Origin of the sequence: Streptomyces sp. NPDC008150, from assembly GCF_042956945.1 — a bacterium.
GTDB lineage: Bacteria > Actinomycetota > Actinomycetes > Streptomycetales > Streptomycetaceae > Streptomyces.
This window is the reverse complement of record NZ_JBIBHJ010000004.1, coordinates 137932-151858: the sequence shown is the minus strand read 5'-3', so window position 1 is coordinate 151858 and position 13927 is coordinate 137932. Positions and strand designations below refer to the sequence as shown.

Sequence of the window (13927 nt, the reverse complement as noted above, 5' to 3'; positions counted from 1 at the left end):
TTGCCGCCGGCCCCGGCGGGCAGGACCGGGGCCGGCCGGGGCGGGCACGCCCTTTCGTAGGATCGGGGCATGCCTTCGAACGCCGACAAGACCACGGCACCGCCGCTCCCGGAGCCCCTCCGGGTGCCGGTCGCCGACTCCCACACCCACCTCGACATGCAGTCCGGAACGGTCGAGGAGGGCCTCGCGAAGGCCGCGGCGGTGGGCGTGACGACGGTCGTCCAGGTCGGCTGCGACCTCAAGGGCTCGCAATGGGCGGCCGAGACGGCGGCGGCGCACGAGAACGTGCACGCCGCCGTCGCGCTGCACCCCAACGAGGCGCCCCGGATCGTCCTCGGGGACCCCGACGGATGGTCCCGGCAGGGCGCCCGGGTGCCCGGCGGCCACGGGGCGCTCGACGACGCGCTCGCCGAGATCGACCGCCTCGCCGGACTCCCGCAGGTGCGCGGCGTCGGCGAGACCGGACTCGACCACTTCCGCACCGGCCCCGAGGGCAGGGCGGCGCAGGAGCGGTCCTTCCGCGCCCACGTCGAGATCGCCAAGCGGCACGGCAAGGCCCTGGTCATCCACGACCGGGACGCGCACGAGGACGTGCTGCGCGTGCTGGAGGAGGAGGGCGCCCCCGAGCGCACCGTCTTCCACTGCTACTCCGGCGACGCCGAGATGGCCCGGATCTGCGCGCGCAAGGGCTACTTCATGTCGTTCGCCGGCACCGTCACGTTCAAGAACGCGCAGAACCTGCGCGACGCGCTCGCCGTCGCCCCGCTGGAACTCGTCCTGGTCGAGACGGACGCGCCCTTCCTGACGCCCGCGCCGTACCGCGGACGGCCCAACGCCCCGTATCTCGTTCCGGTCACGGTGCGCGCCATGGCCGCGGTGCGCGGCATCCACGAGGACGCACTGGCGGAGGCCCTCTCGGCGAACACCGCCCGCGCCTTCGACTACTGACCCGGCCCGCCCCGGAGGCCCGCGCGCACCGGCGGAGGTCCGCGGCGTGACCCTCCGTGGTCGCGTCGCTTTGGAGAGTCACGGCGGCTCCGCTAGGTTCTGGGGGCCCGATCCGGACCCCTCTGGCTCCCTGGAGCGTGTCGGCGTGAGCAACTCCCAGTTCGAGACGTACGAGACGTACGCGCCCCACGGGCAGGGCGCGGGCCCGGAGCCCGGCCCCGCGGCGTACGGCGGCGTCCTCGGCGCGCACGGGCAGGACCCGCGCGCCGCGGACCCGCGTGCGGCCGACCCCGGCCACGCCCTCGACCCCGGCCTGCCGGGCGCGGGCGACGGCGCGTACACCGAGACGTACGCCGACCACGGCGCCGGTGCGTACGCGGGCCTGCACGGCGCGCAGACGCTGCCCTACGGCGCCCACGCCGCCGCGGGCGCCCCCTACGCCTTCGGCGCGCCCGGGGTGCCCGGCGTCCCGGCCGCCGCGGATCCCGGTGCCCCCGGCGCCGGCGAGCCGCCGTACGCGGACACGTACCGGCCGGCCTACGAGACCCCCGGCACCCCCGGCGACCCCGGCCCGGTGCTGCCGCGCCAGGCGGGGGACGCGCGGGCCGGGGAGGCGGGCGCACCGCTCGCGGACGACGCCGCGCGGGGGCGCGCCGCACGCCGGCGCAGGGCGCGGCCCGCCGAGCGCGCCGACCTGAGCATGCGACGGCTGCTGCCGCAGGCGCTGGTCGTGGCGTTCCTCGCCGGCGGGACCACCGCGTTCGTCGCGCAGGACAAGGCGATCGAGCTCAGCGTCGACGGCAGGCCGCGCACCCTGCACACCTTCGCCGACGACGTGACCGAACTGCTCGCCGAGGAGGGCGTGCGCGTCGGAGCCCACGACGTGGTGGCGCCCGCCCCCGGCACCGAGCTGGCCGGCGGGGACGAGGTCGCCGTCCACTACGGGCGTCCCGTCCGGCTCACCATCGACGGGCACCCGCGCGAGGTGTGGACCACGGCCCACACCGTGGAGGGGGCGCTCCGGCAGCTGGGGGTGCGTGCGGAGGGCGCGTACCTGTCGGCGTCGCGCTCCCAGCCGATCGGCCGCGCCGGGCTCGCGCTCGACGTGCGCACCGAGCGGGCCGTGACGATCATGGCGGACGGCCGCGCCCGGACCGTCCGCACCAACGCGGCGACCGTCGGCGAGGCGATCGAGGAGGCCGGGATCACCCTGCGCGGGGAGGACACGACGTCGGTCGCCGCCGGCAGCTTCCCGCGCGACGGGCAGACCGTCACCGTGCTGCGGATCACCGGGACCCAGGAGGTCCGCGAGGAGCAGATCCCCTTCGCGGTGCGGCGCGTCGAGGACCCCACCATCTTCCGGGGGACCGAGTCGGTCGAGGAGCCGGGGCGGCCGGGGCTGCGCCGGATCACGTACACGCTGCGCTCCGTCAACGGGGTGCGGCAGCGGCCCCACCGCGTGCGGGCCGAGGTGGTGCGCGAGCCGCGCGCGCGGGTGGTGAAGGTCGGCACCAGGCCGATGCCGACGTCGGTGGGCGGCGCCGACGGCCTGAACTGGCAGGGCCTGGCCGCCTGCGAGTCGGGCGGCCGCCCGGACGCGGTGGACCCGTCGGGCACGTACGGCGGCCTCTACCAGTTCGACACCCGCACCTGGCAGGGCCTCGGCGGCTCGGGCCGCCCGCAGGACGCCCCGGCGGCGGAGCAGACGTTCCGCGCGAAGAAGCTGTACGTACGGCGCGGGCCCAGCCCCTGGCCGCACTGCGGGGCGCGGCTGCGCTGACCCACCCGGGGCCGCGACTGCGCGGAGGGGTGCGCGGGGCCCCGTACTCTTGGGGCCGTGAGCAGCCCCACCCCCGAAACCTCCTCCGAAGCCCTGCTGGGCGCCGCCGACATCCGTGAACTCGCGGCCGTCCTCGGTGTCCGCCCCACCAAGCAGCGCGGCCAGAACTTCGTGATCGACGCGAACACGGTCCGCCGCATCGTCCGCACCGCGGAGGTCCGCCCGGACGACGTCGTCGTCGAGGTCGGCCCGGGGCTCGGCTCGCTGACCCTGGCGCTGCTCGAAGTGGCCGACCGGGTCACGGCGGTCGAGATCGACGACGTGCTGGCCGCGGCGCTGCCGGCGACGATCGCCGCGCGGATGCCGGGGCGGGCCGAGCGGTTCGCGCTGGTCAACTCCGACGCGATGCAGGTGCGCGAGCTGCCCGGCCCGCCGCCGACCGCGCTCGTCGCGAACCTTCCGTACAACGTCGCCGTGCCGGTGCTGCTGCACATGCTCGACACCTTCCCGACGATCGAACGCACCCTGGTGATGGTCCAGTCGGAGGTCGCCGACCGGCTGGCCGCCGAACCGGGCTCGAAGGTGTACGGGGTGCCGAGCGTCAAGGCGAACTGGTACGCCGACGTGAAGCGGGCGGGTGCCATCGGCCGCAAGGTCTTCTGGCCCGCGCCGAACGTCGACAGCGGACTGGTCGCGCTGGTGCGCCGCGCCGAGCCCGTGCCGACGGCGGCGGCGAAGGAGGACGTCTTCGCGGTGGTCGACGCGGCGTTCGCGCAGCGCCGCAAGACGCTGCGGGCGGCGCTCGCCGGGTGGGCCGGTTCCGCCGCGGCGGCCGAGACCGCCCTCGTCGCGGCCGGGGTCTCCCCGCAGGCGCGCGGGGAGGCGCTGACGGTCGAGGAGTTCGCGCGCATCGCCGAGCACCGGCCCGCGGACGCCCCGCGGAACGACCTCCGCGGCGCCCACCAGCGCCCGGCCGTGCGCACCGCCGCCGAGGGCGAGCGGGGGCAGCGGTGAGCGCGAGCGTGACCGTGCGGGTCCCCGCCAAGGTCAACGTGCAGCTCGCCGTGGGCGCCGCCCGCGCCGACGGCTTCCACGACCTGGCCAACGTCTTCCTCGCGGTCGGCCTGTACGACGAGGTCACCGCGACCCCGGCCGCCGAACTGCGCGTCACCTGCGAGGGCCCCGACGCGGCGCTGGTCCCCCTGGACCGGACGAACCTGGCGGCGCGCGCCGCGCTCGCGCTCGCCGCGCGGTACGGGATCGAGCCGGACGTCCACCTGCACATCGTCAAGGACATCCCGGTCGCCGGGGGCATGGCGGGCGGCAGCGCGGACGGCGCGGGCGCGCTGCTGGCCTGCGACGCGCTGTGGGGCACGGGCGCCTCCCGCGACGAACTCCTCGAAATCTGCGCCGAGTTGGGCAGCGACGTGCCGTTCAGCCTGGTCGGCGGGGCGGCCCTCGGCACCGGTCGCGGCGAGCGGCTCACGGTGCTGCCGGTCGGCGGCGCCTTCCACTGGGTGTTCGCGATGGCGGACCGGGGACTGTCGACACCGGCGGTGTTCCGCGAGTTCGACCGGCTCACGGCGGGCACGGACGTGCCCGCGCCGGTGGCGTCCGAGGACCTGCTCGCCGCGCTGGCGAAGGGCGACACGGACGCGCTCGCGGCGGCCCTCCCGCACTCCAACGACCTCCAGCCCGCGGCGCTCTCCCTGTACCCGGAGCTGGCGGCCACGCTCGACGCGGGCCTGCGGGCGGGCGCGCTGGCCGCGCTGGTCTCGGGCTCGGGCCCGACGACGGCGTTCCTGGTGAGCGACCCCGACGCGGCGTCCCGTGTCGCCGGGGCCCTGGCCGCCTCGGCCACCTGCCGCACGACTCGCACCACCTCGGCCCCGGCCCGGGGCGCCACCGTCACCCACCACGCCTGAGGAACGCGCCCGCACGGGGCCGGGCCGCGGGGCCGGACCGCGGGGCCGGACCGCCCCGCGCCGGCCGCCCCCTCCGCCCGCCGGGCGGGGCGCCCGCGCCGACTACCCTGGAAGGCCGATCCATCCCCCGGGCAGCAGGAGAGTAATGGCCGTCAATCTGGTCAATGTCGAGAACGTCAGCAAGGTGTACGGAACCCGTGCGCTGCTGGACGGTGTCTCGCTCGGGGTGTCCGAGGGGGACCGGATCGGCGTGGTGGGACGCAACGGCGACGGCAAGACCACCCTGATCCGGATGCTCGCCAAGCTGGAGGACGCCGACACCGGGCGGGTCACCCACTCCGGCGGTCTGCGGCTCGGGGTGCTCACCCAGCACGACTCGCTCGACCCGGCCGCGACGGTCCGGCACGAGGTGATCGGTGACCTCGCCGACCACGAGTGGGCGGGCAACGCCCGGATCAGGGACGTGCTGACCGGCCTGTTCGGCGGGCTCGACCTGCCGGGCTTCCCGCAGGGCCTCGACACCGTGATCGCGCCGCTGTCCGGCGGCGAACGCCGCCGCATCGCGCTCGCGAAGCTGCTCATCGAGGAGCAGGACCTGCTCGTCCTCGACGAGCCCACCAACCACCTCGACGTCGAGGGCATCTCCTGGCTCGCCCGGCACCTGCGCACACGCCGCTCGGCGCTCGTCTGCGTCACCCACGACCGGTGGTTCCTCGACCAGGTCTGCACCCGCATGTGGGACGTGCAGCGCGGCGACGTCTACGAGTACGAGGGCGGCTACTCCGACTACGTCTTCGCCCGCGCCGAGCGCGAGCGCATCGCCGCGACCGAGGAGACGAAGCGGCAGAACCTGGTGCGCAAGGAGCTGGCCTGGCTGCGGCGCGGTGCGCCCGCCCGGACGTCCAAGCCGCGGTTCCGCGTGGAGGCGGCCAACGAGCTGATCGCGGACGTGCCGCCGCCGCGCGACCGTTCCGAGCTGATGAAGTTCGCGTCGTCGCGGCTCGGCAAGACCGTGTTCGAGCTGGAGGACGTGACCGTCCAGGCCGGTCCGAAGACGCTGCTCAAGCACGTGACCTGGCAGCTCGGTCCGGGCGACCGGGTCGGTCTGGTCGGGGTGAACGGCGCCGGCAAGACGTCGCTGCTGCGCGCCATGCGCGAGGCCGCCCGCACCGACGGCGACGAGCAGCCGGCCGCCGGCCGGATCAAGGTCGGCCGCACGGTCAAGCTCGCCTACCTCTCCCAGGAGGTCGCCGAACTCGACCCGGCGCTCAGGGTGCTGGAGGCCGTGCAGGCGGTGCGCGAGCGCGTCGACCTCGGCAAGGGGCGCGAGATGACCGCCGGGCAGCTCTGCGAGACGTTCGGGTTCTCCAAGGAGAAGCAGTGGACGCCCGTCGGGGACCTGTCGGGCGGTGAGCGCCGCCGGCTCCAGCTGCTGCGGCTGCTGATGGACGAACCCAACGTGCTCTTCCTCGACGAGCCCACCAACGACCTCGACATCGAGACGCTGACGCAGCTGGAGGACCTCCTCGACGGCTGGCCGGGGTCGATGATCGTGATCTCCCACGACCGGTTCTTCGTCGAGCGCACCACGGACAACGTGTACGCGCTGCTCGGCGACGCCACCCTGCGGATGCTGCCGCGCGGCATCGACGAGTACCTGGAGCGGCGCGAGCGCATGGAGCAGCAGGCCGCGGCCGCCGCCCCGGCACCGGTGGCCGCCGCCGCCACCGCCGTGCCCGAGCGCAGCGCCGCCGACCAGCGGGCCGCGAAGAAGGAACTCCAGAAGATCGAGCGGCAGTTGGACCGCGTCTCCGACAAGGAGGCCAAGCTGCACGCCCGGATCGCCGACAACGCGACGGACTTCGCGAAGGTCGCCGAACTCGACGCGGAGCTGCGCGGGTTGACGGACGAGCGCGAGGAGCTGGAAATGCGCTGGCTGGAACTCGCCGAGGACGCCTGAGCGAACCGGGCGACGGGCGCGCGGGGGCCCGGCGTACGTCGCGTGAAGGGGGCGTGAAGGCGCGTAACGACGGCATCACGGGCCGGTTCTCCCTTGGGCACAGGGGCGGAACGGGCCCGTGCACATGTGCGGGCGGGTGATAGAAAGAGCCGCCTGAGAACTGTCCGAGACCGGCTCCGGCTCCGTCCGTACCTCAGGGACATGGCGAGAAAACAGTGACAACGGGGGGAGCGCGCTGATGTCTCAGCCGCCCAGCACGCCGCCGCAGGGCGGATTCGGCGCACCAGAGGACAACTCGCCCGAACCGAGGCCGGGTTCGGCACCGGGTTCGGGCCACGGCGCGCCGCCCCCACCGCCCTCCGCGCCACCGCAGGGACCGCCGCCGGGCGCCCCGCAGCCGGGACCGTACGGCTACCCGCAGCAGCAGCCCGGACCGTACGGGTACCCCCAACAGCCGCCGCAGCAGCCGCAGTCCGGCCCGTACGGACAGCCGCAGCAGCCCGCTCCCGGCCCGTACGGGCAGCCCCAGCAGCCGGGCCCCTACGGGCAGCCGGCGCAGCAGCCGGGGCCGTACGGGCAGCCCCAACAGCCCGGCCCCTACGGGCAGCCGCAGCAGCCGGGCCCGTACGGGCAGCCGCCGCAGGCCGGTTACGGCTACCCGCAGCAACAGGCGTACCCCGGCGGCCCGTTCGGGCCCGGTGGCAACGGCACGCCGTCCGGTGGTTCCCGCAACCCCTTCAAGGGGCGCCCCGCGGTGATCATCGGGGCGGCGGTGGCGGCGCTCCTCGTCGTCGGCGGCATCGCGTTCGCCGTCACGAGCGGTGACGGCGGCGGCGCCGAGAAGAAGCCGGTGGCCGGCAGCAGCGACGACGCCAAGGCCTCCGCGTCGCCGTCGGGCGACGCGTCGGTCGACCCCGGCGACGGCAGCGGCAACGGCGGCGACGACCCGGACGACCTCAACGACGGCCGCCAGGCGGGCGAGGCGAAGGTCCTCTGGTACGAGGGCGCCCCGGACGCCCCGGCCTCGGGCGCCGACGCCCCCGGCATGTGGATCACCGGCAAGACCGCGGTGAAGGCGGCGTACAAGCAGGTCCTCGGCTTCGGCGTCGCCGACGGCAAGCCGGCCTGGGACACGATCACCCTGCCGCAGAAGATCTGCGCGGCCACCCCGCAGAAGACGTCGGACGACAAGATCGTCGTGGCGTACATGAGCGGCACCAGCGACCGCGCCAAGTGCAACCAGCTCCAGGAGATCGACCTGGACACCGGCAAGAAGGGCTGGACGGCCAAGGTCGCCGACGGGGCGCTGTTCGACAGCACCATCTCGGTCGAGCTGACCCTCAGCGGCCGGACGGTGATGGTGGGCCGCTCCCAGTCGGGCACCGCGTTCGACGTCGACAGCGGCAAGAAGCTCTTCGACAAGAAGAAGTACGGCAGCGCGTGCTTCCCGGCCGCCTTCGCGGGCGGTTCGCGGCTGATCGAGGTCGCCTCCTGCGACGCGGGCGGCACCAACGAGCACGACGAGATACAGCAGTTCGACCCGAGGACCGGCCACGCGAAGTGGACGCAGCCCGTCACCAAGGGCTGGCAGGTCTCCCGCGTCTACTCGGTCGACCCGCTGGTGGTGTACCTGACCAACGAGGACAAGAAGGCGTGGAACATCTCGACGTTCAACGCCGACGGCTCCTTCCGGTCCGAGGTCGGCGTCGACGAGAAGTTCGCGCCGCAGTGCGGGCTCGCGATCCTCGAACGCGACCTCCAGGGCTGCGAGGGCGTCGCCGCCGACGCGGACACCCTGTACCTGCCGACGTCCGCGACGACCGGACCCAACGAGGTCGTCGCGATCAGCCTGTCCACGGGCAAGGAGAAGTGGCGGGTGAAGTCCCCCGCCGACGAGTCGATGATGCCGCTCCAGGCGGCGGACGGGAAGCTCGTCGCGTACGTCGAGCCGTCCTACGACGCGGGCGGCCGGATCGTGTCGGTGCCGACGACGGGCACCTCGCACACGCCGGTGAAACTGCTCCAGAACCCGAAGGGCACGGCCCAGATCGAGAGCGGGTTCTACTCGCGGGACATCGCCTGGGTGGGCGGCCGTTTCTACCTCTCCACGACCAGGCTGACCGGAAACGACTCCGCGCAGGAGAAGTTGATGATCGTCTACGGCAAGTGAGCCGCCGCGAGGGGCCCCGCCCGGCCCCGTCGGCCCGTCCGCCCCGTCCGTCCGCCGCTTCCCTCCCCGTCCCCACGAGGTGCACGTCATGACCCAGCCCCCGCCGCCGCCCCCCAACCAGCCCCCGCAGCAGGGCGGTTCGGACACGCCCCAGGACCCGCGGCCCGCCCCGGGCGGCGGCTTCGGCCCGCCGCCCCCGCAGCAGCCCGCGCCCCAGCCGCCGCAGGCCCCGGCGCCGCCGTCCGGCCCGCCCCAGCAGCCGCCCGGCTACGGCTACCCGCAGGCGCCGCAGCAGCCGAACCCGTACGCGCAGCAGCCCCCGGCGGCACCGGGCTACGGCCAGCAGCCGCCGGCCGCTCCCGCGTACGGCCAGCAGCCGCCGCCCCCGAACCCGTACGGGCAGCCGCCGGGCCAGAACCCGAACCCGTACGGGCAGCAGTACCCGTACGGCCAGCAGCCGCCGGGCCACGGCTACAACCAGCCGTCCCTGGCGCACCCCGCCGCCGGGCCCGGCAAGGGCGGCGGCTCGCGGACCAGCATGTACATCGTCGTCGCGGCCGTCGTGGCCATCGCGCTGATCGTCGGCGGCGGCCTCTGGTACTCGTCGAGCAAGGACGACTCCCCGCAGGTCAGTTCGGCGGGACCCACCGGCGGCGGCAGCACCGGCGACGACAAGGGCGGCACCGGCGGCACCGCGTCCGGCGGCACGGAGAAGGCGCCGTCCGACCCGGCGGCCAAGCCGCTGTTCACGGTGCCGATGCCGGCGGTGTCCGACGACGACACCGTGACCGTCTCCGGCTCCTGGCTCACCGACAAGGTGTACGCGAAGTCGGGCGTCGCCGAGATCGTCGGCAGGGACCCCGACTCGGGCGCCCAGCTGTGGACGGTCAAGCTGCCGGGGCCGGTGTGCGAGGCCAGCAGGCAGGCCAGCTCCGCGGGCCTCACCGCGATCCTCTACGAACCGGCGATGCCGACCAAGGCGAAGCCCTCGCACGGCTGCACCGAGGTCTCCGCGATCGACCTGAACGCCGGCAAGAAGCTCTGGACGAAGAACGTCACCAACGGCGACCAGGTGGTCAACCTGGACAACGTGACCGTCAGCGCGAGCACGGTCGCGGTCGGCTCCACCAGCGGCGGCGCCGCGTTCGACCTCACGACCGGCAAGGCGCTGTGGGCCCCCAAGCCCGCGGACACCTGCTACGACGCCGGGTACGGCGGCGGCGCCAAGCTCGTCGCGGTGCGCAAGTGCGGGCCGTACGACCAGCGCGTGCTGCACATCCAGACCATCGACCCGAAGAGCGGCAAGGTGATCTCCGAGTGGCAGATGCCCGGAGGGATCGAGTACGCGAGCGTGGTGTCGACCGACCCGCTGGTGGTGGCCGCCGACGTCGGTGACAGCGCCGGCGACGGCAGCGGGATCTCCGACTTCTTCTCCGTCGACAACGCGACGGGCAAGCTGCTCGCCCGCATCTCCGCGCCCGGCGACGACTACGCGGCGCGCTGCGACGGCATCACGCGCATCGAGGAGTGCAGCGGACTCGCGGTCGGCAAGGACCGGCTGTACGTGCCGACCGAGGAGCACGACGGGAAGGCCAAGTACAGCCAGACCAACGAGGTCGTGGCCTTCGACCTGGCCACCGGCAAGGAGACCGGCCAGCGCGCCGACGCCGGGGACGGGTACACCATCACCCCGCTGCGGATGGACGGCGCCAACCTGATCGCGTACAAGAAGCCGCCCTACGACAAGGGCGGCCAGATCGTGAGCATCGACGGCGGCACCTTCAAGCAGACGAAGCTGCTGGAGAACCCGGCCACCGGCGAGTCCCACGACGCGGAGTCGACGATGCTTCCGGACTATGCCGAAATCCTCTACTCCCAGGGCCACTTGTACATGTCGGCCGTTTTCGCCCACAAGCCGTCGTCCGCGGACCAGAAGGAATACCTCGCGATCGCCTTCGGTACCGGCGCCTGACCGCTCCCGAACACGATCGACCGGTACGGCCGCAACGCCCCGGCCCCGCCCCTGAACTGGGGCGGGGCCGTTCGCGTACTCCTCCGCAACCGTGTGTACGCGAAATTCGGCGATCCGGGGCACTTCTCGCCAGTAGGGGGAGCGCAACGTCGAACAAGCGTGTAGCTTCCGGGGAACACGAAGGGCGGGGGGTGCCGTGGCCGGGTCCGTCCGGACCGGTGGGCATCCCGACCGGTGGACATCCGGCCGGGGCGGGCGTCCGGGCCGGGATGGGCATCCAGGGGGACGGGGGATCGCTCGATGGGAGTGCGGCTGATGGTGGTCGACGACCACCGACTGCTCGCCGAGGCGCTGGCCTCGGCTCTGAAACTGCGGGGACACCGGGTGCTGGCCGCGGCCGCGCCCGCGGCGGGGGCCGCCGAACTGGTGATCAGCCGCGCCCCGGAGGTGTGCCTGCTGGGCACCGCGACGCCCGCCGAGCCGGGGATCTTCGACCCGGTGGTACGGATCAAGCGGGAGCGCCCGCAGGTCCAGGTCCTCGTCCTCGGGCCGGTGCCCAGTCCGCGCGGCATCGCGGCGGCGTTCGCGTCCGGCGCCTCGGGCTACGTGCGGCACGACGAGCGGATAGAGGGCGTCGAGCGGGCGATCATGAAGGCGCGGGCCGGCGAGGCGGCCGTCGCGCCGCAGTTGCTCCAGGGCGCCTTCGGCGAGCTGCTCAACCCGGTCGCGCAGCCCGACGACGAGGGGCAGCGGCTGCTCCAGATGCTCACCCCGCGCGAGGCGGAGGTGCTGGTCAGGGTCGCGGACGGGGAAGACACGCGGCTCATCGCGGCCGGCATGGGCATCGCGCCGAGCACCGCCCGCACGCACGTGCAGCGGGTGCTGATGAAGCTGGGCGTCGGCTCCCGACTGGAGGCCGCCGCCCTCGCCGCCCGCACCGGACTGCTGGACCGCGCGGGCCCGGTGGCACACGCGGCGGCGGCGCACGACGAGCCGGCGCCGGAGGGCTGAGCGCGCGGGCCCCGTACCGGGGACACGGGCCGGACGCCCGAGGGGGCCCGGCGCACGTCGCGCCGGGCCCCCTCGGGTGTCGTCCTCACTCGCCGGACTTCGGGCCCTCGTGGGACTCGGCGACGACCTGCGCCAGTTCGTCCGCCGTGGGCGGCACGGTGGGCCGCAGGAACAGCCACAGCAGGAACAGCAGGCCGAGGACCAGCATGCCCAGGCCGGTCCACAGGTTGATGTTGACGCCCTGTGCCTTGTCGATGGCGGCGTCGGAGTCGGTCAGACCCGTGATGCCGACGATCAGGCCGTAGAGCACGAACAGGCCGCCGATGATGCGGCGGATGTCGAAGAGACTCGCGGCCGTCGCCGACTTCTCCTGGAGTTCGGCGACCTCCCGCTGGAGGGCGTTCTCCGCGGACTCGGGCCGCTCGCGGTTCTCGGGGTTCTCGGACATGGGGTGATCCATCCTTGCGCGGTCAGAACGAGAACGGGACGTAGCAGAGGGCGGCCAGCACCACGGCACCCCAGCCCAGCAGGGCGGGACGGCGGTACCAGGCGTCGTCGCCCTTCGCGGGCGCCTCCGTCATACCGGGTGAACGGGTGCCGTAGACAAGGCCGTTGAGCTCCTCGGCCGGCTTGGGCCGGGTGAACAGCGACACGGCGACCATGACCACCGCACCGGCCACGAAGCCCGCGATCGCGGAGACGAAGTTGGCGCCCTGGTCGGACGGGATGGAGATGATGCCCTGCTTGTAGAAGACGAAGTAGTTCACCATCGCCGTCACCGTGCCCGCGAGCAGGCCCCAGAAGCCGGACTTGACCGACGCGCGGCGCCAGAACATGCCGACGATGAAGACCACGAACATCGGCACGTTGAAGAAGGAGAACAGCGTCTGGAGGTAGCTCATGATGTTCGAGAAGGACGAGGCGAGGAACGCCGTGCCCATCGAGGCGAGCACGCCGACCACCGTGACCAGACGGCCGAACTTCAGGTAGTAGGCGTCCGGTTCGTCCTTCTTCACGTACTTCTGCCAGATGTCCGTGGTGAACACCGTGTTGAAGGACGAGACGTTGGCCGCCATGCCCGCCATGAACGCGGCCAGCAGGCCGGTCACCGCGATGCCGAGCACGCCGTTGGGCAGCAGCTCCTGCATCAGGTAGGGGATCGCGTCGTTGTACTGGAGCCCGGAGCCGGAGGTGCCGATCTTGGGGACCAGCACGGCGGCGACCAGGCCCGGGATCATCACCAGGAAGACGATGAAGATCTTCGGGAACGCCGCGATGAGGGGGGTGCGCTTGGCGGCGGAGAGGTTCTTGGCGGACAGCGCGCGCTGCACCTCGGCGAAGTTCGTCGTCCAGTAGCCGAAGGACAGCACGAAGCCGAGGCCGAGCACGATCGTCAGCCAGTTGGCGCCGAGCGGGTTCTCGCTGCCGATCCCGGTGCCGCCCCACGCGGAGACGAAGTCACTGCCGTGCCCCTTGGTCAGGGAGTCGGACAGGCCGTCCCAGCCGCCGACCTTCTTCAGGCCGAGGATGGTCAGCGGGATGAGGGCCGCCAGGATCACGAAGAACTGGAGCACCTCGTTGTAGATCGCCGAGGAGAGGCCGCCGACCGTGATGTAGGCGAGCACGAAGAGACCGGCGACGACGATCGCGACCCACTGCGGCCAGCCCAGCAGGGCCTCGACCACGATCGCCAGGGAGTACAGGTTGACGCCGGCGATGAGGATGGCCGCGAAGGCGAACAGGACCGAACTCAGCAGGTGGGCGCTTTTGTCGAAGCGCAGCAGCAGGAACTCGGGCACCGAGCGGACCTTGGAGCCGTAGTAGAACGGCATCATCACCAGGCCCAGGAAGACCATCGCCGGGATGGCGCCGATCCAGTACCAGTGCACGGTGTAGACGCCGTACTGCGCGCTGTTGGCCGCCATGCCGAGGATCTCGGTGGCGCCCAGGTTGGCCGCCACGAAGGCGAGGCCGGTGACCCAGGCCGGCAGGGAGCGGCCGGAGAGGAAGAAGTCGAGGCTGGTCTTCACCGAGCGGCGGGCCGCGAGGCCGATGCCGAGGACGACGGCGAAGTAGATCCCGAGGATCGTGTAGTCGAGCCAGTTGGTGGGAAGCCGCAGTCCGGCGGCCAGGTATGTGGGGGTTTGCATGAGAACTCGCT

10 protein-coding genes are annotated in these 13927 nt (G+C 73.4%); 8 read left to right on the top strand and 2 right to left on the bottom strand.

All coding sequences use genetic code 11. The features are described 5' to 3' along the window. The first annotated feature begins 69 nt into the window (after positions 1 to 69). The 8 genes from ACFZA0_RS12400 (at position 70) to ACFZA0_RS12365 (ending at position 11766) form a co-directional block, all read left to right on the top strand. Positions 70 to 948 carry a TatD family hydrolase gene (locus ACFZA0_RS12400; RefSeq protein WP_391014667.1) on the top strand — a complete coding sequence of 293 codons (879 nt, stop codon included), beginning with the start codon at positions 70 to 72 and terminating at the stop codon, positions 946 to 948. Positions 949 to 1093: 145 nt separating this feature from the next. Next, complete coding sequence (locus tag ACFZA0_RS12395) at positions 1094 to 2728, top strand: ubiquitin-like domain-containing protein (protein WP_391014665.1); 1635 nt, start codon at positions 1094 to 1096, stop codon at positions 2726 to 2728. 57 nt (positions 2729 to 2785) lie between these two features. Continuing rightward, positions 2786 to 3742: a 16S rRNA (adenine(1518)-N(6)/adenine(1519)-N(6))-dimethyltransferase RsmA gene (gene rsmA, locus ACFZA0_RS12390; protein ID WP_391014663.1), complete on the top strand. Its 957-nt coding sequence runs from the start codon at positions 2786 to 2788 to the stop codon at positions 3740 to 3742. Continuing rightward, positions 3739 to 4653, top strand: a complete 915-nt coding sequence (locus ACFZA0_RS12385; protein WP_391014661.1) for a 4-(cytidine 5'-diphospho)-2-C-methyl-D-erythritol kinase — start codon at positions 3739 to 3741, stop codon at positions 4651 to 4653. Before rsmA ends, ACFZA0_RS12385 begins: the two co-directional genes overlap by 4 nt. A gap of 145 nt (positions 4654 to 4798) precedes the next feature. Beyond that, positions 4799 to 6613 (top strand): ATP-binding cassette domain-containing protein, encoded by a 1815-nt coding sequence (locus ACFZA0_RS12380; RefSeq protein ID WP_391014659.1) that lies wholly within the window; start codon positions 4799 to 4801, stop codon positions 6611 to 6613. Between the two features lie 238 nt (positions 6614 to 6851). Then, entirely contained in the window at positions 6852 to 8783 is a 1932-nt protein-coding gene (locus ACFZA0_RS12375) for a PQQ-binding-like beta-propeller repeat protein (RefSeq protein WP_391014657.1), read from the top strand. An 88-nt stretch (positions 8784 to 8871) separates the two neighbouring features. Continuing rightward, entirely contained in the window at positions 8872 to 10755 is a 1884-nt protein-coding gene (locus ACFZA0_RS12370; protein ID WP_391014655.1) for a PQQ-binding-like beta-propeller repeat protein, read from the top strand. Positions 10756 to 11055: 300 nt separating this feature from the next. Continuing rightward, a complete protein-coding gene (locus tag ACFZA0_RS12365) occupies positions 11056 to 11766 on the top strand; it encodes a LuxR C-terminal-related transcriptional regulator (protein ID WP_391014654.1) in 711 nt (236 codons plus the stop codon). Positions 11767 to 11851: 85 nt separating this feature from the next. Here the strand turns inward: ACFZA0_RS12365 and ACFZA0_RS12360 are convergent, their stop codons facing one another. Further along, a complete protein-coding gene (locus ACFZA0_RS12360) occupies positions 11852 to 12214 on the bottom strand; it encodes a hypothetical protein (RefSeq protein WP_391014653.1) in 363 nt (120 codons plus the stop codon). 22 nt (positions 12215 to 12236) lie between these two features. Further along, positions 12237 to 13916 (bottom strand): sodium/solute symporter, encoded by a 1680-nt coding sequence (locus tag ACFZA0_RS12355; protein WP_391014651.1) that lies wholly within the window; start codon positions 13914 to 13916, stop codon positions 12237 to 12239. Between the last annotated feature and the right edge of the window lie 11 nt (positions 13917 to 13927).